This window comes from Bacilliculturomica massiliensis (genome assembly GCF_900605495.1).
GTDB classification, from domain to species: Bacteria; Bacillota; Clostridia; order Peptostreptococcales; family Anaerovoracaceae; genus Bacilliculturomica; species Bacilliculturomica massiliensis.
Window position 1 is genome coordinate 143,308 of record NZ_LR027598.1, and the last position, 24,061, is coordinate 167,368.

17 protein-coding genes are annotated in these 24,061 nt (G+C 58.0%); all 17 read left to right on the top strand.

What is annotated here, in order from left to right:
* Positions 1-81 precede the first annotated feature (81 nt).
* The gene (locus tag E0E37_RS02350) at positions 82-630 is read left to right on the top strand and encodes a YfcE family phosphodiesterase (RefSeq protein WP_165445162.1); all 549 of its coding nucleotides are present in this window, start codon (positions 82-84) and stop codon (positions 628-630) included.
* Between the two features lie 353 nt (positions 631-983).
* A complete protein-coding gene (locus E0E37_RS02355) occupies positions 984-1,538 on the top strand; it encodes a Mini-ribonuclease 3 (RefSeq protein ID WP_207302908.1) in 555 nt (184 codons plus the stop codon).
* Entirely contained in the window at positions 1,535-3,739 is a 2,205-nt protein-coding gene (locus E0E37_RS02360; protein ID WP_130861372.1) for a sigma-54 interaction domain-containing protein, read from the top strand. The genes E0E37_RS02355 and E0E37_RS02360 overlap by 4 nt, the downstream gene beginning before the upstream one ends.
* Before the next feature lie 318 nt (positions 3,740-4,057).
* Positions 4,058-5,626 carry an alanine/glycine:cation symporter family protein gene (locus E0E37_RS02365; RefSeq protein WP_246019608.1) on the top strand — a complete coding sequence of 523 codons (1,569 nt, stop codon included), beginning with the start codon at positions 4,058-4,060 and terminating at the stop codon, positions 5,624-5,626.
* Positions 5,627-5,713: 87 nt separating this feature from the next.
* Positions 5,714-6,553 carry a polysaccharide deacetylase family protein gene (locus E0E37_RS02370; RefSeq protein ID WP_130861373.1) on the top strand — a complete coding sequence of 280 codons (840 nt, stop codon included), beginning with the start codon at positions 5,714-5,716 and terminating at the stop codon, positions 6,551-6,553.
* A gap of 15 nt (positions 6,554-6,568) precedes the next feature.
* Positions 6,569-7,414, top strand: coding sequence for a polysaccharide deacetylase family protein (locus E0E37_RS02375; RefSeq protein WP_130861374.1), 846 nt, complete (start codon positions 6,569-6,571; stop codon positions 7,412-7,414).
* Between the two features lie 66 nt (positions 7,415-7,480).
* Positions 7,481-8,878 (top strand): argininosuccinate lyase, encoded by a 1,398-nt coding sequence (argH, locus tag E0E37_RS02380; protein WP_130861375.1) that lies wholly within the window; start codon positions 7,481-7,483, stop codon positions 8,876-8,878.
* A gap of 512 nt (positions 8,879-9,390) precedes the next feature.
* Positions 9,391-11,616, top strand: coding sequence for a sigma 54-interacting transcriptional regulator (locus E0E37_RS02385; protein ID WP_130861376.1), 2,226 nt, complete (start codon positions 9,391-9,393; stop codon positions 11,614-11,616).
* 252 nt (positions 11,617-11,868) lie between these two features.
* Positions 11,869-12,861 (top strand): L-2-amino-thiazoline-4-carboxylic acid hydrolase, encoded by a 993-nt coding sequence (locus E0E37_RS02390; RefSeq protein WP_165445163.1) that lies wholly within the window; start codon positions 11,869-11,871, stop codon positions 12,859-12,861.
* Between the two features lie 262 nt (positions 12,862-13,123).
* Positions 13,124-14,503 (top strand): argininosuccinate lyase, encoded by a 1,380-nt coding sequence (gene argH, locus E0E37_RS02395; protein ID WP_130861378.1) that lies wholly within the window; start codon positions 13,124-13,126, stop codon positions 14,501-14,503.
* 319 nt (positions 14,504-14,822) lie between these two features.
* A complete protein-coding gene (locus E0E37_RS02400) occupies positions 14,823-15,995 on the top strand; it encodes an NAD(P)-dependent malic enzyme (protein WP_130861379.1) in 1,173 nt (390 codons plus the stop codon).
* A 10-nt stretch (positions 15,996-16,005) separates the two neighbouring features.
* Positions 16,006-17,388: a class II fumarate hydratase gene (gene fumC, locus E0E37_RS02405; protein WP_130861380.1), complete on the top strand. Its 1,383-nt coding sequence runs from the start codon at positions 16,006-16,008 to the stop codon at positions 17,386-17,388.
* Positions 17,375-18,652 carry an MFS transporter gene (locus E0E37_RS02410; protein WP_130861381.1) on the top strand — a complete coding sequence of 426 codons (1,278 nt, stop codon included), beginning with the start codon at positions 17,375-17,377 and terminating at the stop codon, positions 18,650-18,652. Before fumC ends, E0E37_RS02410 begins: the two co-directional genes overlap by 14 nt.
* Positions 18,653-18,663: 11 nt before the next feature.
* Positions 18,664-20,802, top strand: a complete 2,139-nt coding sequence (locus E0E37_RS02415) for a sigma-54 interaction domain-containing protein (RefSeq protein WP_130861382.1) — start codon at positions 18,664-18,666, stop codon at positions 20,800-20,802.
* 151 nt (positions 20,803-20,953) lie between these two features.
* Positions 20,954-21,838 (top strand): polysaccharide deacetylase family protein, encoded by an 885-nt coding sequence (locus E0E37_RS02420; protein ID WP_130861383.1) that lies wholly within the window; start codon positions 20,954-20,956, stop codon positions 21,836-21,838.
* Positions 21,820-22,653 (top strand): polysaccharide deacetylase family protein, encoded by an 834-nt coding sequence (locus E0E37_RS02425; RefSeq protein ID WP_130861384.1) that lies wholly within the window; start codon positions 21,820-21,822, stop codon positions 22,651-22,653. Before E0E37_RS02420 ends, E0E37_RS02425 begins: the two co-directional genes overlap by 19 nt.
* Before the next feature lie 12 nt (positions 22,654-22,665).
* Positions 22,666-24,051, top strand: a complete 1,386-nt coding sequence (locus tag E0E37_RS02430) for a YfcC family protein (RefSeq protein WP_130861385.1) — start codon at positions 22,666-22,668, stop codon at positions 24,049-24,051.
* The last annotated feature ends 10 nt before the right edge of the window (positions 24,052-24,061 follow it).

Here is a 24,061-nt window from a genome sequence, read left to right on the forward strand (position 1 = left end):
GCAAACAAGGTTCCGAAGGAAACTTTTTTATGCTGCAAGGATATGGGCGCGATTTATACGAAAAGACAGGGAGGAGACACATTGCGTATTTTGGTTTTAAGCGACACCCACGGTCTGGTGCAGCCGGCCATGGAAGTGTACCGCCAGGTGCAGGAACAGGGACCCGTGGACTGCATCGTTCATCTGGGCGATCTCATCAGCGATGCCAGAGCGCTGCGGGCGCGGCTGGGCGCCCAGGTCATCGCCGTGAAGGGCAATATGGACGGGGCTTATTCCGACGACGAATATGAGATCATGGAGACGGAGTACGGAAAGCTGCTGCTGACCCACGGCCATATGGAAAATGTAAAGTTCGGCACACAGAACCTGCTCTACCGGGCGGAGGAACTGGGATGCCGGGCGGCGCTGTTTGGCCATACCCACGCGCCATGCTTTATGGATGCGGGAGGGATCTATCTGCTGAATCCAGGCAGCCTGACGCGGCCCCGCGGAGGCGGCGAAGGGTCCTACGCCGTAGTGACTACCGGAGAAGAGGATTTCCGCGCCTCCATTTTGTTTTACCACCCGGGTCCGCCGAAGGTGCAGGGCGGCAAGCTGCGGAGTATGCTGAACTACAGCGACCGCTTCTAGGTGAGACTGCTGCCGGTCGGCGGCCTGTTTTCGGGCGTAGGAATGCTGCCGCGCGGGACACTGCTGCCGGTCGTGGGAATGCTGCCGCGCCGGAGACTTCTTTCAGGCGGAGGTCTGCTTTCGGGCGTGGAAACGCTGCCGCGCCGGAGACCTGCTGCCATGCGTGGATACACTTCGGTGCGGAGAGTTGCTTCTGCCTGTCGTCTCTGGAAAAAAGACAAGTGAAACGTCTGCGGGGCGGGGGCGGAAGGATGGAGAGACAAGCTTTGGAATTGGAGCGAGAGATGAAAAAAGAAATAAGTTGCCAACAGGAAGGCGGCGGGCAGCCGGCATCGGGGACAGGCGGGCCGGCCATGACGGATGGTGCAGCCATGACCAGTGGTGCGGCAATGACAAGCGGGACAACCACGACAGGCGGGCCGGCCATGACCGGCGGCGCAGCTATGACAGGCGGGCCGGCCGTGACCGGCGGTGTAGCCATGACAGGCGGGCCGGCCATGACCGGCGGATCCACCACGAAAAAGCCAAACTCCCTGATGATGAATACGACGGTGCTGGCCTATCTGGGAGACTCCGTCTATGAGGTCTATGTGAGAAAGAGGGTCATCGATACGGGCCAGGTGCGCGCGGACCGGCTGCACCACTCTGCGGTGCGCTACGTGCGGGCCGGCGCGCAGGCAAAGATCATAAAAGCGGTCTTTGACGAACTGCCGCCGGAACAGCAGGCTCTGGTGAAGCGGGCGAGAAATCACAGGAGCGCTACCAAGCCTAAAAATGCGGACCCGGTGGAATACAAGTGGGCTACGGCCTTCGAGGCGCTGGCGGGCTACCTGTTTCTGGAAGGAAAGACAGAGGAGATGGAGGCGCTGTTTGCCAGAGCGGCGCGCATTGTTGAGGATGGGGAATGAAGAAGACGATCGCCGTAGTGGCAATGGAAATGGAATACGCGGAAATTCTCTGCGGCAATCTGTCGGAATACCTGTCCCGTTATGCGGACTTCCGGTATTACTCGCTGGAGGAGATCGGAGCCATGGACTTTATCCGGGAGGATTTTGTCGTCATTACCACCTTTACGATTTTTGAAGCCATCAAGCGAAAAATGCGCAGCGGTTCTGAGCTGATCGTCGTGAGCCTGACGCTGAACAAGAAAGGGATCCGGCCACTGTATGAACTGCCGAAGGGCACGAGAGCGCTGCTGGTGAACTTCGACTACCGCGCCTGCGTGCAGACCATCACCAATCTCTACGGAGCGGGATTCAGCTATCTGGAACTGGTGCCTTACTATGGGCAGCGGGAGTACGACAGGGGCATCGGGCTTGCCATAACGCCAAACGAGGCGAGACTGGTGCCGCCGGGAGTCCAGAGGGTCATCGACATCGGTGAGAGCGTAGTGGATTTCAACGGTCTGTACCACATCGCCGAGGCGCTGGGCGTTCAGGAGGTCTTCGCCGCCAACGAAGGGATCCTGGCAAAAAAGTCCGGTATATTTTCCAATTACGGCATCGAGCGGGTGCTGGGCGAAAACGAGAGTCTGATGCAGCGGGTCAATACGCTGCTGAAATTGATGAAGCAGGGGATCGTACTGACGGATGTGGTGGGGAATATCCACACATGCAACGAAAAGGCTCAGAAATTGCTGCAGGGGCGTTCCAGCCTGCTGACAGGCTTCAATATCGGAGAGATCCTGCCGGAGCTTCGAAGGGGAAGGCGGCGGGGCAGCGATGTGTGGCTGATGGAGCAGAAGGAGGAGCTGATCTGCGTGGACGGTGAAAACCTCATCGCAGCAGTGACGGCCATCGAGACCGACGGCGTGATCCACGGCTACATCGTGACGCTGGACGACTTTGAAGAGATCGAGGAAAAACAGCACGGCATGCGGAGCAAGCTCAGCAAGGTGGAACATGTAGCCCGCTATCATTTTGAAGACATCAGGGGGAGCAGCGGAGCGCTGCGGGAAGCCGTCGTTGCGGCCAGACGCATGGCGCGCTCCGACGCGTCCATCCTGATCGTGGGCGAGAGCGGTACGGGAAAGGAAGTCTTTGCCCAGAGCATCCACAATGAGTCCGCCAGAGCGCGCTACAATTTCGTGGCGGTCAACTGCGCCGCCATACCGGAAAATCTGCTGGAAAGCGAAATGTTCGGTTATGAGGAAGGATCCTTTACCGGGGCCAGAAAAGGCGGGAAGATCGGTTACTTTGAGCTGGCGCACAGAGGGACGATCTTTTTAGATGAGATCGCTGAACTTCCGCTGCTTCTGCAGTCCAAACTGCTGCGGGTCATCGAGGAGCGGGAGATCATCAAGATCGGCTCCCAGAAAGTAGTCAGCGTGGATGTGCGCATTATCGCGGCGACGAACAGGAACCTGTACAAAATGGTGGAAGAGGGGACGTTCCGGGAGGATCTCTATTACCGTCTGAACGTGCTGCCGCTGAGGATCCCGCCGCTGCGGGAGAGGAAGGGCGACCTGCAGGAACTGCTGGTGCACTTTATGAAACAGCAGGGCTGTCCCATGACGTTCACCCCCGAAGCAAGGGAAGCGCTGCAGCGCTATCACTGGAGGGGAAACATCCGGGAGCTGCGCAACGTGGTGGAATACCTGAGCAGCCTGGAAAAGGTCGAGATCGCACCGGAAGATCTGCCCCGTTTCGAAGGAATGACCGCGCAGGGGGATCCGGACGGCATTTCAGACCGGCCGGTATCCAGCTCCCATGGAGTGCCGTACGGCCCGCAGACACAGGAAAAAGGAGCGGGGGACGCCGCGGCGGCCGCGGCGGGGACAGTTCCGCAGATGGTTCCGGAGGAGGAAAAGGAATCGGTAGGGGAGCTGACGCGCAGATTTCTGCTCAGGGAGGGCAAGAGTCTGGAATTGTACCGGTTTTTGCTGGAGGAGCTTTTGGCGGCCAAGGGGAGACGCCAGCGGCCGGGCAGATTGCATCTGCTGCGGCGGGCGGAGGAGACGGGCGTATTTTACTCGGAAGCGGAGATCAGAAGAGGGCTGGCCCGCCTGGGTGAATACGGTCTGGTGCGCACGGGAAGCGGCCGCAGCGGCAGCGTGATCACGGCGGAGGGCGAAGAGCTTCTCCGGGGTATCCGGAGATTTCTGGGGTAGCTGTGCGAGGGATCCGTCGCAGGCGTTTGTTTCCCAACGGGCCCTTCTGCAAAGCGGAAACGCCTTGCGCATTCACAGAATTAACAGACAACTAAGCGGCTTTGTGGGTCGATGAAAACCCCATAAAGCCGTTTTTTCTTTTCGGAAAGGATGAAAACAGGGCGGAAATGTCGAAAAAAGGCGGAAATGCCCTTGGCACGGTATTTGCTTTATATAATTATGCGGGCGGAAGGAAAGCGGTCTGCAATCCGCCGCCGCAGGGTACCGATCTGCAATCATCCAGGCCACAGGATCACGGAAAGAAAGTGAGGAATCATCATGGAATTATTGGCACAAATTTTAGAGCGGGTCGACGGCATCTTTGTCTACATTGCGCCGGTCAGCGATATGCTCTGGGTGTTCCCCCAAAACTTTGAATGGTATGCAAACATTCCGATTTTGGGTCAGTTCCCCTTCGCTATTTTGCTTCTCATGGGAATGGGCGTCTATTTTACCTTCCGGACCAGAGGCGTACAGTTCCGCTTCTTCAAGAGAGGTGTGCAGGTTCTCGTAAAGAAAAAGAGGGGCGACGTGGGCGTCAGTCCGCTGGCCGCCTTCATGCTCAGCACGGCTATGCGGGTGGGCCCCGGAAACATCGTGGGCGTCACCGGCGCGATCTCCATCGGAGGACCGGGAGCGCTGTTCTGGATGTGGCTCTCAGCGCTGTTCGGCATGGCCAGTTCCTTTATTGAATCCACGCTGTCCCAGCTTTTTAAAGAGAGAGACGGAGACGAATATGTGGGCGGCCTGCCTTACTACGGCCAGAAGCTGATGGGCGAGAGAAAATGGGTAGGAGCAGCTCTGAGCATCGCCTTCACCGTATACGCCATGCTGAGCCTGCTGCCTCAGACCTTCCACGTATTCACCGCCACCGGCACTATGATCACCACCATGACAGGAGCGCCGGCGGATCGTCAGTCCACCCTATATTACGTGCTGGCCATCGTGCTCATCGTGGGCGTGGCGCTGTCCATCTTCGGAGGGATCAAGCGCGTTACGGCGGTGACGGACCGCATGGTACCGGTCATGGCCGTCATCTACGGCGTTATCATCATCGGCGTACTGCTCATCAACATCGCGCAGTTCCCGGGCTTCATCATTTCTGTTTTCGCGGGCGCGTTCAAGCCGGAAGCCGTTTTCGGCGGGGCCTTTGGCGTAGCGTTGTCTCAGGGGATCAAGAGAGGGCTGCTGTCCAACGAGGCAGGCCAGGGTACGATCACCATGTCCGCTGCGGTATCCGATGCGGATCATCCCTGCGAGCAGGGCTTCATTCAGTCCCTGGGCGTTTTTCTGGACACCATCATCATCTGTACGCTGTCCGGATTCGTGGTAGGCGCCGCCAAGCTGTGGAACGCAAGCACGGCTAACTGGGATGTGCTGCAGGCGTCCAAGATCGATCTGTTCCTGGAATCGCTGAAGGAGCTCATTCCGGGCACGGCGCTGGACAATACGCTGGCGGTCATCGTCTGTATCTGCTACGCGCTGTTTGCTTTTACATCCATACTGGGCCTGGTCTCCTTCGCGGTGATCGCGGGCACCCGGATCTCCAAGGGAAAGACCTTTGTGAATGCGGTCCGTATTATCGGCGTCTTCATCTTCGTTCCCATCGGCACCCTGTTTGTACTGGCGGGCCTGGAGCTGGACGGGATCTGGTATATAACGGACCTGATCAACATCGCGCTGGTGTTCGCCAACGCGCCGATCATCCTGGTGGGAGCGAAATACGCTTTCAAGGCGCTGAAGCAGTATGAACACAGCGACGGAAGGCGGTTTGTGGCTTCCGATATCGGGCTGGAAAGCGATGTGTGGACCGCGGAAGAGAGAGACAGGATCGAAAAATTAGGCTGATCAAGATAGTGAAACAAACGGCGGCCGGCAGGTATTCCCGGGAGGGGAGCGGGCCGGCCGCCGCAGACCTGACTGGAGGCGAATGAAATGAACGAGCTGAAATGGCCCAACGGATATAAAAGCGCGGCCATGTTTACTTTTGATCTGGACGGCGATACCACCTGGGAAAACGGAAACAGGGGCATGCCCAACGGAGAGAAATACATCAAGTCCCTGTCTGTGGGACAATACGGCCCCAAGCGGGCTGTGGATATGATCCTCGATAAGTTGGAGGAGTACGGCGTGACAGCCACCTTCTTCGTGCCGGGACTGACTGCGGAACGGTACCCGGAGGTGGTGAAAAAGATCGCGGCCGCGGGCCACGAGGTGGGACATCACGGTTATGCCCACGAGCGTTTTGTGACGAAGACCGTGGAAGAACAGATCGAGATCATCGACAAGACCCAGGATATCTTTGAAAAACTTCTGGGCAAAAGGGCTACTGCATTCCGCACGCCGTCCGGCGACTGGAGCCCGGAGACGCCCAGGCTGCTCTGCGACCATGGATTTTCCTATTCCAGTTCCATGAGAGGCGACGACCGGCCCTATCGCACGGTCATCGACGGAAGGGCCACGGATTTCATCGAGATCCCCACCAAATGGGAGCTGGACGACTACGTGGAGATGGCTTACAATATGTACCCGGCGGAGCCGGCCGGGCAGGACAGGATCTCCTGCTACAGAAATGTGCAGGATAATTTTATGCGCGAGTTTGAGGGCTGTCACCGCTTCGGGCTATGTATCTCCTTCATGTTCCATCCGCAAGTGATCGGAAGTCCGGGACGCATCCGCATTCTGGACCATCTGCTGAAAAATATCACCTCCCGCGAGGACGTCTGGGTGACCACCGGCGAGCACGTGGCGCAGTGGTTTCGGAAGAATTATTGAGGGGAGGATACGGAAATGTACAGAGAAAAAACAGTGTGGCCCCAGGAGAAAAAATGCGCGGCCATGATCACGGTAAATCTCAACGCAGAGTTGTTTTGGCTTCAGCTGGAGCCGAAGAGCATCAATATGCCCAAGACCCTTTCCATGGGCCAGTACGGCATGCACAGAGGTCTGGAGCGGGTGCTGGACGCGCTGGCGGCCAGAGGCCTGAAAGCCACGTTCTTTACACCGGGCCGGGTGGCGGAGATGTATCCGGAGAAGCTGGCTCTGGTAAAAGAGCAGGGACACGAGATCGCGGCGCTGGGGTATGCCCACGAAAATATGGCTCTGCTCACCCCCACGGAACAGAGCGAAGCGATGAAAAAGAGCGTGGACGCCATCAGAAGCTGCTGCGGCGTCGAACCCCGGGGATTCCGGTCGCCGGAGGGGGAGCTGACCCTGGACACCCTGCGGGCGGCCAGAGCTGCCGGCCTGACGTATTCCAGCAACCTGAGCGACGACGATCGGCCCTATTACAAAGATCTGGGCGGAGACGGAACGCTGCTGGAGATCCCTATCCACTGGGCCATGTACGACCTGCCCTATTTTGCCTTCAACTATGCGCCGGCTTTCCCGGCGGGACAGGGGCGGATCGCCAATTATACCGGGGTACTGCAGAACTGGAAGGATGAATTCGACGGTTATCACGAATACGGCCTTTGCTACGTGCTGCAGGTGGATCCGCAGACCATCGGAAATCCCGGGCGCATCGGCATCTTTGAAGAACTGCTGGATCATATCCAGGCGGCGGGCGATGTGTGGTTCGCCACGGGAAGCGAAATGGAGGAATACTGCAGGACGCGCCGGAACGGGGCGGTCTGATCTGATATATGACGTGATTTCGGAGAACGATTGAAACGGCGGCAGCTGAATATGGGGGTGCAGAACATGAAACAAAATCTTTGGGGAGGCCGGTTCGACAAACAGATGGACCACTATACGGCCGATTACAACGAGTCTATCAGTTTTGACAATATTTTATACAGACACAGCATTCAGGCCAGCATCGCTCATGTGACCATGCTGGCGAAGCAGGGGATCATCCGGCCGGAGGAAAAGGACGAGATCGTCAGAGGGCTTCAGACCGTCTGCGGCAAGCTGGAGCGGGGCGAGATCCAGTTCGATATTCTGGACGAGGATATTATGATGACCGTGGAGAAAAATCTCATCGCGGAGATCGGCGACGTGGGAAAAAAGCTCCACACAGCCAGGAGCAGAAACGATCAGAACGTGGTGGACGAAAAGCTGTTTCTCAAAGACGCTACCCGGCGCACTGTGGAGTATCTCACCGATCTGCTGGAGGTACTGGTGAAAAAGGCCGAGGGGGAAAAGAACGTGATCATGCCGGGATTTACCCATCTGCAGCACGCGCAGCCCATCACGGTGGGATTTTACTACATGGCGCATTTCCAGGGCCTGAAGCGGGACGTTCAGCGGTTTCTGTCCTCCTACGACAGACTGAATCTGAACCCGCTGGGAGCCTGCGCGCTGGCGGGGACCACCCTGCCCACCGACCGCATGGAGACCACCCGTCTGCTGGGGTTTGCGGCTCCCACGGAAAACGCACTGGATTCGGTGGGCGACCGGGACTTTATAGCGGAATACCTGTTTGGCGCCGCGCTGTGCATGAGCCATCTCTCTGGATTTGCAGAGGAGATCGTGGTCTTCAATTCACAGGAATTCAGTTTTATCGACATTGACGACAGTTTCTGCACGGGCAGTTCCATCATGCCTCAGAAGAAAAACCCTGACATCGCGGAGCTGGTGCGGGGCAAGGGAGCCAGAGCCATCGGCAATCTGACCACGCTGATGACCCTGCTGAAAGGCACATTCCTGACGCTGAACAAAGATTATCAGGAAGATAAAGAAGCGCTTTTCGACAGCATCCATACGCTGGACCGGACCGTGCATATTTTCGCCCGCATGCTGGAAAATCTGAAATTCAGAGAAGACGTATTGACGGAACAGCTGAAAAAAGGATTCATCACGGCCACAGACGTGGCGGAATATCTGGTCTGCTGCGATATCCCCTTCCGCGACGCGCATGAGATCGTGGGAAATATGGTGAAATACTGCGAGAAGAACGGCAAGGTCTTCGAGGATCTGACGGCAGAAGATCTGGACGAATTGGAATTCCCGGTGAAGATCGAAGACCTGTCCCGGTTCAGCGTGCAGGCCTGCATCGAGAACAGAAAGAGTTACGGCGGCACGGCGCCGGAGGAAGTGGATCGCCAGATCGCCGCGGCAAAAGCGTTCATTCAGGAGACAAAGGAGTTTCACTGGTAAAGGCCGGCGGACCAAAGCCGTACAGGGCCGGTCTTGGATCAGGCCCCGCCCGCTGAGCCGCCGCGGTGTATGAACGGCGGGACATGCCGGACCCGCGGAGTGAATATGCGGGCCTGCGGGGTGAATATGCGGATCTGCGGCCCGGAAAGTACAGACCGGCGCGCAGGCCCGGTTCAGATAGCGGTTAAGCTGCGGTTTTTCCTGTCTTTCATCGAGAAAGAGGAAGACCGCAGCTTTTTTAGGTTCTGTATCTTTTTGTTTTAGGCGTGTTGAGGGCGGCAGCCGGGATCGCGGGGGGAGTCGCGCGCCGGACGCAGGTCCCGGGGAGGGCAGTCACGCATCCGGCTGCCATGAAGGTTTTCGATGGTCAGAGAAAAGCCGCTGCCGGAAGGCGAAAGCGAGGTTTCGCAAAGCCGCCGTTTGTGGTATGATACTGTCATTACCTCCAGCTGGCAGGGATGCACGCCGGCGGGAGACGGGAGACGAAAAGAACTTGGGCGGGAGGATGACCCATGAAGCGGATCGCTGTTGTGGCGGGGGAGAAAAAATACGCGCGGTATCTCATGGAAAACCTGGCGGGTTTTCTGGGCGCTTATGCGGAGCTGCGGGCCTATTCCGTCAGCGAGGCGGAAGAACTGGAGTGTTTCGAGGAAGAATATGTGGCGGTTTCCGCCTACACGCTGTTTCAGAGTGTGAAAAGCAAGGTGAAGGAGAGTTCCGAGATGGTGATCCTGAACCTGACGCTGACCAGAGAAAACGTGGAGAAGCTGTGGGAGCTGCCCGCAGGTACCCGGGCGCTGCTTGTCAATCTGGATTACAGGACCTGCATACAGGTGATCACGAATCTGTACAGCGTAGGGTTTCGCGGGTTGGAGCTGATCCCTTATTTCGGAGAGGGAGAGTATGACCGCAGCGTAGGTCTGGCGATCACGGCGGACGAGATGCAGTTTGTGCCAAAGGATATCCCGCGGGTCATCAACATCGGCCAGCGGTCTGTGGATCTGAACTGTGTGATCGGCATCGCCGACCGGCTGGGAGTGGGGGAAGCGTTCCGCGGATCGGAAGTATTCCGCAGCCGGAAAAGTCTGTATTTCAGAAATGAAGGCATCGAGGGGATCCTGGGAGAGAATCTGAATCTGGCGGGACGGATCGACGGTCTGATCCGCGTGATGAAGCAGGGGATCTTCATCACAGATCCGGCGGGGGGCATCGTGCTGTGCAACGGCAAGGCGGCGGCGCTGCTGAGGGCCCGCGTGGATGAACTTCAGGGATTCGATATCTCGGACGTGCTGCCGGGAGTCTATCTCACAAAGGAGCACTGCGACAGAGAACAGGTGGTGAGGGCCGCCGGCCAGACGCTGGTGGTCACCGCCACGGAGGCGGATGCGGGCGGGATGCGGAGCGGGTTCGTGGTCACGGTGGACAGCTTTGATGAGATGGAGGACAAGCAGCATGGGATCCGCGCTAGGATCAGCGGGGAGAAGCATCAGGCGCGGTACCGTTTCGCCGATATCAAGGGAAGCAGCGCGGCCCTGGGGGAGACGGTCACCGCGGCCAGACGAATGGCAAAATCTGATTCTTCCGTGCTGATCACGGGGGAGAGCGGTACCGGAAAGGAGGTCTTTGCCCAGAGCATCCACAATGGATCCAGGCGGGCCAAATATAATTTCGTGGCGGTCAACTGCGCCGCGATACCGGAAAACCTTCTGGAAAGCGAGATGTTCGGCTACGAGGAGGGGGCGTTCACGGGAGCGAAAAAAGGAGGCAAGACGGGTTATTTTGAACTGGCCCATCGGGGAACCATCTTTCTGGACGAGATCGCCGAGCTGCCGCTGGTGCTGCAGTCCAAACTGTTGCGGGTCATTGAAGAACGAAAAGTGATAAAGATCGGTTCACACAAGGCGGTGGATGTGGACGTGCGGATCATTGCTGCTACCAACAGGGATCTCTACGCCATGACGGAAGCGGGAACGTTCAGGGAAGACCTGTATTACCGTCTCAGCGTGCTGCCCGTCCGGGTGCCGCCTCTGCGGGAGCGGCGTGAGGACGTGGAAGAGCTGACGGACTGGTTTATGGAATGCCTGGGCTGCCGCCTGTCCTTTTCGGATGAGGCGCGGGAAGTGCTGCGCGCATATCCCTGGAGGGGAAATGTGCGGGAGCTGCGAAACGCCGTGGAGTACATGGTCAGTCTGGAGAAAAACCGCATCGGGGCGGAAGATCTGCCGGAGCTGATCCGGCGCTGGGCCGCTGAGACGTCCGGGGGAAGGAACGGAGGGGAGGCGGCCGCTGAAAGGACCGCCGCGCCGAAAGCGTGGAAATCGTTTGGAGAGACGGAAGCGCCGGGAGCAGCGGCGCCGCCGGTCAAATGGGTCCCGGAAGCGGCGGGGGCCGCAGGGGCTCTCCAGGCGCCAGGAGTTTCCGGGATACGGGCGGCGGGGGCGGTCCGGACGGAACTGCCGGAGCGATTTCTGCTGCGCGAGGGGGAAAATATCGAGCTCTACGGTTTCGTTTTGGAGATGCTGGATCAGGCCTATCGTCTCAGAAAACGGGCGGGGAGGAATTCCGTGGAAAAGGCGGCGGAAGAGAGGGGACTTTTTTACAGCGAGGCGGAGATCCGCGGCGCCCTTCACAAGCTGGATCAATGGGGATTCATCCGGTCTGCAAGAGGGAGAGGCGGCAGCAGGATCACCCCGGAAGGTCAAGAACTGTTGGAAAGGATAAAAGGATTAATTGGTTGAATATTAACCAATTAATCCTTTTAATTTTGACGGGTATGGGCGGAGCGCAGTGGGAACAGGAGCCCTCTGCGGGAGGAAACCGGGTCTGCAGAGTGGAGCGGATGGAAGAGAACCGTTGAAACAGAGCGTTCATGGCCGTGAGACGAGAAAAGATCCCGCGGACGAGGAATATCTGGCACGATAATTGCTTTATTATATTGGCGTCTTAACGATTCAATGAACGGAATGGGGAGGACGGAAAGGTACCTGCATATGGATGATAAGCTGAAAGAGAAATTTTATGAGGGAAAGAGCCGGGAAGAGATAACCGAGCTGTTCTTCGACATGTTTTACGCCGCGCTGTCCAGACGAGTGTGGCTGACCTGCGGGGAGGAGGGCCGGACCTGGCTCGCCGCCGCCCTGACCGCCTTCGGGCGTGACCGGGGAAAAGAGCTGGTGGCTTTATTTGAGAAAAACGGGCTGGAGAAGACGGTCCCGGAACTGGTGCGCTGCTTTGATTTCATCATCCGGGGCGTGTACCGGCTGCGGGAAGAGGAGGAACAGGGCCGCTTTCAGCTGGTGGTGGAGGATTCGCCAAGGCTGGAGAATATGAAAAAATACGGGAAGGATGAATGCATAGAGCTGTATATCCGCACCGTTTTTCCGGCGCTGGCGGCGGCCTTTTCTGCTGAGATCAGAATCACCGGCGCGCAGATCAGTCTGGCAGAGGGTCAGATCCGCCTTCTCATAGAGGGACCCGGGGCCAGCGGCGGCGCGTTTTCCGGGCGGAGCCTGGATCGGGGAAAGGAGTACGCCGCGGCGGTCAAAGATCTCTACGACACCATGTACGGATTCATCGCGGCTGAAGTCATGGAAAAAGCCGGCGCGGAGGGAGAACAGATCGTGCGCCGCGGCATCAGGGATTTCGGGATGTTTCGGGGCAGGAGGCTGCGGATGATGCATGAGGAAGAGGGGCTGGAACGGAATCTGTTCAACCTCATGGATTATTACGATATTCCTTCGGTGGAAGGCTACCACGAGGATAAGGAAGTCTTTACGCCGGTGCAGGATATCTGCAATGTGGAGACCTGCAATCATTTCCAGCGCTGGCGTGACAAGGGCATGCTGCGGTACGGCGTCATGTACTGCGAGGAAGTGCACAACGCATTCTGGACGGCCTACAATGAAAATATCGTGGTGTGGCAGCCGGAGATCCTGACCAGAGGCGACGGCAGGTGCCGGTTCGTCACGAAGATCGAGGAATAAGAGAAATAAAGGGGAGCCGAAGCCGGCTCCAGGCGGGGATGGGGCGGGACTGTGACGAAGCGGGTTTGTGACGAGGCGGGCCTGTGCGGGGGCCTGGTCCTTTAACGAACCGGTGGTTACCGGGATAAAGGGCCCCGGGGCGCGCCGCGCCGAGTCATGCGGGCCGTTAGGGCGCGCGTATCCCTGACAATGGAAGGTTATACTAGTCTAAAAATAATAATATATAAGCGTAAAAGGAAAAGTGATTCAGGAGGAAAAAATTATGGCTAATCTGTGGAGCGGACGTTTTGAAAAAGGCATGGATGAGATCGTTGAAAAGTTCAACGCGTCCATCGGATTTGACACCAGGCTTTACGCCTGCGACATCCGGGGCAGCATCGCTCATGTGACCATGCTGGCGGAGCAGGGTATCGTCAGCGACGAAGAGAAGGACAGGATCATCGCCGGTCTGGAGAAGATCAGGGGGCAGATCGAGAGGGGCGAGCTGGAGTTTACAGTGAAAAACGAGGATATCCACATGGCGGTGGAAGGTACGCTCATCGGCGAGCTGGGCGAGACCGGAAAGAAGCTGCACACGGCGAGAAGCAGAAACGATCAGGTGGCCGTGGATACCAGACTGTATGTGAAAGATGAGATCCTGCAGATCGTCGACGTGCTGACCTACATGGAGAAAGTGCTGTTGGAGAAGGCGGAAAAATATGCGGACAGTATCGTTTCCGGTTTTACCCACATGCAGCACGCGCAGCCCGTCACCATCGGATTCCACCTGATGGCTTATTTCCAGATGTTCAAGCGGGATATCGAGCGGCTGCAGGACACGTATGAGAGAATGGATTACTGCCCGCTGGGCGCCTGCGCGCTGGCGGGGACCACGCTGCCCACCAACCGTCACAGAACGGCGGAACTGCTGGGATTCAAAGCTCCCACGGAGAACGCCATGGACAGCGTCAGCGACAGAGATTACATTATCGAATTCCTCAGCGCCGCCTCCATTTCCATGATGCACATCAGCCGTTTTGCAGAGGAATTCGTGTGGTGGAATTCTCAGGAATTCGGATACATTGATATCGACGACAGCTTCTGTACGGGCAGCTCCATCATGCCTCAGAAGAAGAATCCGGATATGGCGGAACTGCTCCGGGGCAAGGTGGGCCGGGTCTACGGCCATCTGTTCCAGATCCTCACGGTGATGAAAGGAACCCCGCTGGCTTACAACAAGGATTTCCAGGAAGATAAGGAAGGACTGTTCGACGCCATCGACACGTGGAAGGCTTCCGTGCGCATCTTTGCCAAAATGCTTGAAAAGACGGAATTCCGCATGGACCGCATCGCCCAGACGCTGACCAGAGGATTCCTGAACGCCACGGATATTGCGGAGCATTTCGTTACCATGGGGATCCCCTTCAGAGAAGCGCACGAGATCGTAGGGAAAATGGTAAAGGCCTGCGAGCACGGAAATAAAGATTTTGCAGATCTGACGGACGAAGAACTGAAAGAGGTGGACGGCAGACTTTCCAGAGCTTCCATGCCGGATCTGACCATGGAAGGCTGCGTCAACGGCCGGACATCTTTCGGAGGCACGGCGCCTGACGAGGTGAGACGTCAGATCCGGGTCGGAGAGGAGTGGATCGAAGCGCTGTAGGCGCCGAAGATCCGGCTGGCCTGAGATGGGGCGGCGGGGGAGAGCCCCTGCCGCCTGTCTTGTTTTAGTTGGAAGACCCATATGCGCCGGGGCTGCGGGGCCCGCGTTTATAAGGCGGACTTTTTGATCTATACGGAAATATCCGCAGACGATATTTCCGTGAAAAAAAAGCGCAGCGCGCTGCTGATTATGGTAAGATATAAGCTGTAAATGACGGAAGCCGGAAAAATTCAGCTGCAGAAAGGTCCGAAGGGGGAAAAACCGGACTTGCGGCGGCGGAGGATGGCATGGAACCACACGGAAACGGAGGAAGAGAAACATGGCGGAGAAGACAGAGGCACTCAGGAAACATTTGGAGTGGGAGGGCAAGATCGAAATTATTACCCGGGCCCCCATCAATACGAGAGAAGAATTGGCGGTGGCTTATACGCCGGGAGTGGCGGAGCCCTGTCTGGAGATCGCAAAGGATGAGAGCCTGGCCTATGATTATACAAGAAAAGGGAACCTGGTGGCGGTCATCACCGACGGGACGGCGGTCCTGGGACTGGGCGACATCGGGCCCTCTGCGGGCATGCCAGTCATGGAAGGAAAGTGCGCGCTGTTCAAACGCTTTGCGGGGATCGACGCCTTTCCCATCTGCATCGACTCCAAGGACCCGAACGTCATCATCGACACTGTGGTGAATATATCCAAGAGCTTCGGCGGCATCAATCTGGAGGATATTTCCGCGCCGCGCTGTTTTGAGATCGAAAGAGAACTGATCAAGCGCTGCGATATTCCGGTGTTTCACGACGATCAGCACGGCACGGCCATCATAACCTCGGCCGGTCTGCTGAACGCGGTGAAGCTGACGGGCAAGAAGATGGGAGAACTGAAGATCGTCATCAGCGGCGCGGGTGCCGCGGGCATCTCCATCGCTCGGCTGTTTCTGCAGATGGGCTTCGGGGACATCATTCTGTGCGGCAGCAAGGGCACGGTCTACGACGGCGCGCCGTACATCAACGAGGCGCAGCAGGAGATGGCGCAGATCACCAATAAAGGAAAACTGGCCGGCAGCCTGGCCGACGCCATGAAGGGGGCGGACGTCTTTATCGGCGTCAGCAAGCCGGGTATCGTATCTCAGGACATGGTCCGCTCCATGGCGGAGGATCCCATCTTCTTCGCCATGTCCAATCCCACGCCGGAGATCATGCCTGATCTGGCCAGAGAGGCCGGAGCGGCGGTGGTGGGAACGGGCCGCAGCGATTTCCCCAATCAGGTAAACAACGTGCTGGCGTTCCCGGGGATATTCAAAGGCGTGCTCTCCGTGCGTTCCCGCGCGATCACGGATTCCATGAAGGAAGCGGCTGCCAGAGCGATCGCTTCTGTGATCAAAGACGACGAGCTGACGGCGGACTACGTGCTGCCCGACGCGTTCAATCCCGCCGTTGTGGAATCTGTGGCGGCGGCCGTGGCGGCTGAGGCGGTGCGGCTGGGTCTGAACCGGAAATAGGGAGGACGAGATGGAATACAGAATCGAACACGATACCATGGGGGAAGTGAAAGTTCCGGCGGATAAGTACTGGGGCGCGCAGACGCAGAGAAGTTTTGAGAACTTCAGGATCGGAACGCAGAAAATGCCGCTGGAGATCGTTCACGCTTTCGGAGTGCTGAAGAAAGCGGCGGCGCTGGCCAATGAAAAACTTGGGATGATCGACGGGAAACGGGCGGCGGCCATCGCGGCGGCCTGCGACGAGATCACCGCGGGCAGACTGGACGATCAGTTCCCGCTGGTGATCTACCAGACGGGAAGCGGAACGCAGTCCAATATGAACGCCAACGAGGTCATCGCCAACCGGGGCAATGAGATACTGGGCGAAAAACTTCTGCATCCCAACGACCATGTGAATCGTTCTCAGAGCTCCAACGACACGTTTCCCACGGCCATGCACATCGCGGCGCTCACCGCGGTGGAGACGAAACTGATCCCGGCTGTCCGGCAGCTGGAGGACACGTTCAGGAGACTGGCGGAGGAGAATCGGGACGTCATAAAGACGGGGAGGACGCATCTGCAGGACGCCACGCCGCTGACCCTCGGGCAGGAGATCAGCGCCTGGGCCTACATGCTGGAGCGCTGCCGGACCATGCTTGCCGATTCTCTGGCAGGCGTTCGGGAGCTGGCTCTGGGGGGGACTGCCGTGGGGACGGGATTAAATGCTCACCCGGATTTTGCAGCCGCGGCGGCGGCTGAGATCTGCCGGCTGACGGGGCTGGACTTCGTTACCTCCCCCAATAAGTTCCACGCGCTGACCAGCAAGGACGCGCTGGTCCACGCCCACGGAGCCATGAAGGCGCTGGCGGCGGACCTGATGAAGATCGCCAACGATGTGCGCTGGCTGGCCAGCGGACCCCGCTGCGGAATCGGGGAGATCCTGATACCGGAAAACGAACCGGGAAGCTCCATCATGCCGGGAAAAGTGAACCCCACCCAGTGCGAGGCTTTGACTATGGTCTGCGCCCAGGTCATGGGAAACGACGTGACGGTGGGGATCGCGGCCTCCCAGGGAAATTTCCAGCTCAACGTGTACATGCCGGTGCTGATCCACGCTTTCCTGGAATCCGCCGGACTGCTGGCGGACGCTCTGCGGTCTTTCGACGTGCACTGCGCTTCCGGGATCCGGCCAGACAGGGAGAAGATCGACGAAAATCTGAAAAAATCCCTGATGCTGGTGACGGCGCTGAATCCCCATATCGGTTACGAAAATGCGGCGAAAGTGGCGAAAACGGCGCATAAAGAAGGCACTACGCTGAAAGAAGCTGCGGTAAAGCTGGGACTTCTGACGGAGGAGCAGTTCGACGCGGCGGTGATACCGGAGAAGATGGTGAGACCTATTGAACGCGATTAAACAATACGCCGGACTGCCGGGGCAGATCTACCTGCTCTGCGTGGTCCGCGTCATCACCTGCATGGGCATGTTCATCTATCCGTTTCTGGCCATGCTGCTGAAGTCCAGGCTGGGATTCAGCGAGCTGCAGATCGGCCAGGTGATGCTGCTCATCGCCGGGGCCAATATCGGCGGCTCTCTGCTCAGCGGCAGGCTGTCGGACCGTCTGGGAAGAAAGCGGGTATATCAGTGGTCCCTCCTGCTGGGCGTGGCCACGCTGATCGCAGGGGGACTGGTGTGCGAAAGTCTGGCTGTGATCCCCTGCGTGATCATCGTGTACTTTTGCGTGAGCATGACCATGCCGGCCGTCGCCGCAATGATCACAGACTGGTCGGAACCGTCCAACCGGTCCGAGTGCTTTTCCCTCATGTACCTCAGCACGAATATCGGGTTTTCCGTGGGGCCGTTTATCGCGGGATTTCTGTTCTACGATCACACGCCCTGGATCTTCTGGGGGCAGGCCGTGAGCTTCGGCGCCACGGCGGTGATGGCGGCGTTTTTCATCCACGACTCGGCGCCGGGAGGACCGGGAACCCAGGCCGTGTCAAGGGCGCCGGAAGAGCAGGAGAAAGCCGGGGACGCGGGGCCTGAAGGGCCGCTGAAGGCCGGGGAGGCGGGGCTGTTTCGGCTGGTCCTGCGCTCGCCGCTGCTGACCTGCTTTGTGATCTGTCTGGCGGTGCTTTCCATCTGCTATATTCAGATCGATTTCCTGCTGCCTCTGCAGGTAGGAGATATTTTCGGCGAGGAGCTGGGTTCCCGCTACTTCGGCATGATCTCCGCGGCCAACGGTGTCGTGTGCGTGGTGGCCACGCCGTTTCTCGTCTCGCTCACCAAGCGGAGAAATCAACTGCTGAGCATCGCGCTGGCGGGGCTGCTCTATATGGTGGGTTTCGGCGGATATGCCCTGGCCAGAAGTCTGCCTGCCTTCATCGCGCTGGTGGCGGTGTGGACCTCGGGGGAGATCCTCATTTCCACAGGTTCCGGCGTCTACATAGCGGAGCACTCCCCGGAGACGCACAGGGCCCGCTTCCAGTCCCTTTATGAATTCAGCCGCGGCGTGGGCAAAGCCTTTGGACCCACGGCTTTCGGCTATTATCTCATCTATGGAAGCATCCGGAGCGCCTGGGTGCTGGTGGGAGGGATCTGCCTTGCGGCTTCGGTCGCCTTGATGATCATGGCCTTCTGCGAGTCGAGAGCGCGCGGCAGGCATCGGGACGCACGGTAAGGGAGGTCGTGATGAAACAGATCGCGGTGGTAGCCAATCAGCGGAAATACGCAGAAGAACTGCGCGTCAATCTGCTGGATTATTTTGAAGGTCTGGTGCGGATCAACACATATACCATGGAGGATCTGGCCTCCATCGATTTTCTGGAGGAGGACCTTGTGGGAGTCACGTATACGATCCTGCAGGATGTGAAGCCGAAGGTGAAGAGCACCTCGGCGCTGACCGCCTTCAATCTCATGATGACGAAGAACAATGTGGAGAAGCTGAAGGGTCTTCCGGGAAATACCAGAGCCCTTCTGGTCAATCTGGACCAGCGCTCCTGTCTGCAGATGATCGCCAACATTTACGCTCTGGGCTACCGGGACATCGAGCTGATCCCCTATTACGGAGAGGGGGATTACGACCGGTCCATCCGCCTGGCCATCACGCCCGACGAGGAACGTCTGGTGCCTTCGGGGATCGAACGGGTCATCAACGTGGGACACCGTGAGATCGACATGAACTGTATTCTGGATATCGCGGACCGTCTGGGGGTCAAGGACGTCCTGCGGTCCTCCGATCGATTTGCCAGAAAGAAGGACACGCTGTTCGGCAGTTCCAGCGTGGAAAAAATACTGGGGGAGAACGAGGAACTGTCGGATCAGATCGGCATGCTGATCCAGCTGATGGAGCAGGGGATCCTCATCACGGACAATATGGGCAGGATCTATCTGTTCAACGAGAAGGCGGAAGCGCTGCTCCGGGGCCGTCAGGAGCTGTCGAAAGGACTGCTGGCCGCGGAGATACTGCCGGAGATCGATCTGGGAGACCCGGACTTTTTTGAGGAAGGGAGAAAGGAACTGCTGATCTCCGACGGCGCGCAGAATCTGATCGTTTCCATCGTTCCCATACGGGCGCGGAAGGGGATGGGCGGCCACATCATATCGGTCAAAAACTTTGAAGAGGTGGAGGAACATCAGCACGGCGTACGGGCCAGACTGAGCCAGCGCAGCCATACCGCCAAGTATGATTTTTCCGATATCAAGGGCGGCAGCAGGGCGATCGCGGAGGCTGCGGCTGCAGCGCGGCGGATGGCCGGATCGGATTCGTCCATTCTCATCACGGGGGAAAGCGGCACGGGAAAAGAGGTCTTTGCCCAGAGTATTCACAACGCCTCTGCCAGACGCCGTTATAATTTCGTGGCGGTAAACTGTGCGGCGATCCCGGAAAATCTGCTGGAAAGCGAGATGTTCGGATACGAAGAGGGATCCTTTACCGGAGCCAGGCGGGGCGGCAAGATCGGGTATTTTGAACTGGCCCACAAGGGAACTATTTTCCTGGATGAGATCGGGGAGATGCCTCTGCGTCTGCAGGCGAAGCTGCTGCGGGCCATCGAGGAGCGAAAGATCATCAAGATCGGTTCCCAGAAGGTGATCGACGTGGATGTACGGATCATCGCCGCTACCAACAAGGATCTGTACCGGATGGCGCGGGAGGGCGTTTTCCGGGAGGATCTGTATTACAGGCTCAACGTTCTGCCGCTGAGCATTCCGCCGCTGCGGGAGCGGAAAGGCGATATTATGCTTCTGATCTGTCATTTTATGGAGCTTCATCGCCGCCGGCTGATCTTCAGCCCCGAGGCCCAGGGGATCCTGGAAGCGTATGAGTGGCGTGGGAATATCCGTGAACTGAGAAATGTGGTGGAATATCTGACGAACCTGGAAAAGCGGGAGATCGGAAAGGAGGATCTTCCCTCTGCTCTGCTGCAGAGCGGAGGGGAGCCGGAGGTCCATACGGAGCGGCGCTCTGCTCCCGGAGGGGGAGACGGATCTGCGGCGGCCGTAGAATATGGGCTGCTGGGCAGACTTCTGCTGCGGGAGAGCAATCGGCTGGAGATCTACCTCTTTGTGCTGGAGGAGTTGGAAAAAGCGGCCCTGTGCGGCCGGCGCACGGGCAGGCCCGGCCTGGCCGCGTATAAGAGACGGGGCAGGCCCGGCCTGGCCGCGGCAGCGCGGGAGCAGAAACGCTTCTTCACGGAGCCGGAGATCCGGGCTGCTTTGAACCGGCTGAACGACTGCGGATTTGTACGGTCCGGCAAGGGCCGCGGGGGAAGCGTCATCACAGAGAAGGGTATGCTGCTGAAAGAAGAAATAAAGAAGGCCAACTGGTGAATATTTCGCCAGCTGGCCTTCTTTGTTCATGGCATTATCCGTAAAAAAGCGCCTTTTTGGCGCTTTTTTGTTGGCACGATATTTGCTTTTTACTATGATAGACAGATAACCGGATCCGTTATAGTGGACTGCGTTTGCAAGGAGAGCTGAGATGAAAAAGACAGTATGGCCCAATGGATGCCGCTGCGCCGCCATGTTTACCTTCGATCTGGACGGTGACACCACGTGGGAAAACGGCGCCAGGGCGATCCCAGGCGGAGAGGATTACATCCGCTCCAGGTCGGTGGGAAATTACGGGCCGAAGCGGGCGGCCGACATGATCCTCGATATGCTGGACCGCTACGGTGTAAAGGGTACCTTTTACGTGCCGGGATTGACGGCGGAGCGCTGGCCGGAAGTGGTGAAGAGGATCGCCGGCGCGGGTCACGAGATCGGACACCACGGGTATGCTCACGAACGGTTTGCGGGCAAGACGGTGGAAGAACAGATCGAGATCATTGAAAAAAGCCAGCAGATCTATGAAGATCTGATCGGCAGGAAGGCGGCGGGTTTTCGAACCCCCTCGGGAGACTGGTCTCCGGAGACGCCGAAGCTCTTGTGGGAACGGGGATTTTCCTATTCCAGTTCCATGCGGGGCGACGACAGACCCTACCGGACGGTGATCGACGGCAGGGAGACGGACTTTATTGAAATTCCCACCAAATGGGAGCTGGACGACTATGTGGAGATGGCCTACAACATGTATACGCCCACTCCGAAGGGTCAGGACAGGATCGCCTGTTACCGCAGCGTACTGGACAATTTCGTCCGGGAATTCGAGGGCTGTTACCGCTACGGTCTGTGCATCGCCTTTATGATGCACCCGCAGGTCATCGGAACGCCGGGCAGGATCCTGATCCTGGAAGAGCTGCTGAAAAAGATCACGGCCATGGAGGACGTCTGGGTGGCCACGGGCCAGGAGGTGGCGGACTGGTACCGCGAGACCGCGGCGAAAGAGGAAGAACAGGAGGGCAAGCCATGTATATGCAGACAGTAAAATGGCCGGAAGGGCGGAAGTGCGCGGCCATGGTCACCGTTAATCTGGATGCGGAATTCTTCTGGCTGGAACTGGACCCGGCGTGCGTCAACATGCCCAAGACGCTGTCCATGGGCCAGTACGGCATGACAAGAGGACTGGGACGCCTGCTGGAAGCCTTTGAAAAGAGAGGGATCAAGGCTACCTTTTTCGTGCCGGGAAAGACGGCGGAGCTTTATGGAGAACAGATGAGGGAGATCGCAGCGGCAGGCCACGAGATCGCCTGCCGGGGTTATGCCTGTGAAAATCTGGCCCTTCTCCCTCCGGAAGAGCAGCGGGAACTGATCGCCAGGGGAGCCCAGGCCGTGGAGAAAAGCTGCGGTGTGAAGCCGGCGGGCTTTCGGGCGCCTAACGGAGAGATCACGTTGGAGACGCTGAGGATCGTCAGGGATCTTGGCATGAGTTATTCCAGCTGTCTGTCCGACGACGACCGGCCTTACTACAAGGATCTGGGCGACGGCCGGCTGCTGGAGATACCCGCTCACTGGGCGATGTACGATCTGCCCTATTTTGCCTTCAATTATAATCCCGCCTTCCCCGCGGGACAGGGTCGGATCGCCAACTATTCCGGCGTGCTGTCCAACTGGAAGGACGAATTTTACGGGTACCACCGCTGCGGTCTGTGTTATGTGCTGCAGCTGGACCCGCAGACAGCGGGAAATCCGGGACGGATCGGCATAGTGGAGGAACTTCTGGATTATATGGAAGAGCTGGGAGGTACCTGGTTTGCAACGGGAAGTCAGATGCTGGATTGGTTTGGATCCGGCGAAAATTAGGAGGGGACAACTGTGGAACAAAAGAAAAGTCGCTTTAAGATACCTCACGTTTATATCATTCTCGTACTCATCATCATTTTTGCCGGTGTTCTGACGTACATCGTGCCGGCTGGAGAATACACCCGGGTGGAAGTAAACGGCATGAACGTAGTGGATCCCGCCAGTTTTCACTACATAGATCAGAATCCGGTCTCCTGGTTTGAAATGATCACGGCCATACCGGAGGGCTTTCTGGCGGGAGCATCCATTATCGTACTGATGTTTGTCAGCGTTGGCAGCATCGGATTTTACACATCCACCGGCGCTCTGGAGCGGGTCCTGTCTTCCGTCACGAAAGGCGGCGGGGGCGGGAGCCGGATCGCGCTGATGATCGGCATCATGTTGTTCTTCTTCCTGAACGCAGGACTGACGGGCGCCATGAATACGCCGGTGGTCTACGTGCCGCTGATCGTCAGTCTCTGTCTGGCGCTGGGCTACGACGCCATGACCGGACTGGGCATGATCGCGGTCAGCGTCATGATCGGCTTTGGATCCGGCCCCACCAACCCCAATACAGTGGTGGTGGCCCAGGAGATCGCCGAGCTTCCCATCTATTCCGGACTGGGTTTCCGAACGTTCTGCTACCTGTTTCTGGGGGCCGTGGGATTCGCCTATGTGATCCGTTACGCGGAACGGGTCAGAAAGGATCCAAGCCGAAGTCTCAGCAGCGGCGTTGCGGCGCTGGAGCCGGTGCAGAGGGAAGAGGAGATGCAGCCCGCCACATTCCGGGATAAATTGCTGGTGTTCATGCTGCTGTTTTCCACCATCGCCATCGCCCTTCTGACCATCTGGCTGCAGCTGGGCCTGAATGAGATGACGGCGCTCTATCTGATCTTCGGCGTGATCGGCGGAGTGATCGCCGGTTTCAACGCGGAAGAGATCGCAGATAAATTCACGGAATTTGGAAAGACCATATTTCTGGCCGTCATGGTCATCGCCCTGGCCCGGGCTATTCCCATCGTGCTGGAAAAAGGGCAGATCATCGACACGATCATCTACGCACTGGCGCAGATCCTTCAGAATCTGCCGGCTTCTGTGAACGCCATCGGAATGTTCATCGCCCAGACCTTTATCAATTTCTTCATCAATTCCGGGAGCGGTCAGGCCATGGCCATGATGCCCATTATGTCTCCCCTTTCCGATCTGATCGGCGTCAGCCGGCAGACGGCCATATTGGCTTTCCAGTTCGGCGACGGTTTCTCCAATCTGGTGTGGCCCACGTCGGCCATCGTCATGGCTTACATTTCCGCGGCGAATCTGGATTTTGGGCGCTATCTGAAATTTGTGCTGCCGCTGTTCCTGCTGCTGGTAGTGCTGAGCTCGGCGCTGCTGTTTGCGGCCACGGTCATCGGATATTGACCGGATAAAG

Excerpts from the sequence above, each read along its gene's own strand:
- E0E37_RS02365 (WP_246019608.1), top strand. The coding sequence starts at position 4,058 with ATGGAATTATTGGCACAAATTTTAGAGCGGGTCGACGGCATCTTTGTC.
- fumC (WP_130861380.1), top strand. The coding sequence starts at position 16,006 with ATGGAATACAGAATCGAACACGATACCATGGGGGAAGTGAAAGTTCCG.
- E0E37_RS02370 (WP_130861373.1), top strand. The coding sequence starts at position 5,714 with ATGAACGAGCTGAAATGGCCCAACGGATATAAAAGCGCGGCCATGTTT.
- E0E37_RS02390 (WP_165445163.1), top strand. The coding sequence starts at position 11,869 with ATGGATGATAAGCTGAAAGAGAAATTTTATGAGGGAAAGAGCCGGGAA.
- E0E37_RS02355 (WP_207302908.1), top strand. The coding sequence starts at position 984 with ATGACGGATGGTGCAGCCATGACCAGTGGTGCGGCAATGACAAGCGGG.
- E0E37_RS02400 (WP_130861379.1), top strand. The coding sequence starts at position 14,823 with ATGGCGGAGAAGACAGAGGCACTCAGGAAACATTTGGAGTGGGAGGGC.
- E0E37_RS02385 (WP_130861376.1), top strand. The coding sequence starts at position 9,391 with ATGAAGCGGATCGCTGTTGTGGCGGGGGAGAAAAAATACGCGCGGTAT.
- argH (WP_130861375.1), top strand. The coding sequence starts at position 7,481 with ATGAAACAAAATCTTTGGGGAGGCCGGTTCGACAAACAGATGGACCAC.
- E0E37_RS02415 (WP_130861382.1), top strand. The coding sequence starts at position 18,664 with ATGAAACAGATCGCGGTGGTAGCCAATCAGCGGAAATACGCAGAAGAA.
- E0E37_RS02375 (WP_130861374.1), top strand. The coding sequence starts at position 6,569 with ATGTACAGAGAAAAAACAGTGTGGCCCCAGGAGAAAAAATGCGCGGCC.
- E0E37_RS02360 (WP_130861372.1), top strand. The coding sequence starts at position 1,535 with ATGAAGAAGACGATCGCCGTAGTGGCAATGGAAATGGAATACGCGGAA.
- E0E37_RS02425 (WP_130861384.1), top strand. The coding sequence starts at position 21,820 with ATGTATATGCAGACAGTAAAATGGCCGGAAGGGCGGAAGTGCGCGGCC.
- E0E37_RS02420 (WP_130861383.1), top strand. The coding sequence starts at position 20,954 with ATGAAAAAGACAGTATGGCCCAATGGATGCCGCTGCGCCGCCATGTTT.
- argH (WP_130861378.1), top strand. The coding sequence starts at position 13,124 with ATGGCTAATCTGTGGAGCGGACGTTTTGAAAAAGGCATGGATGAGATC.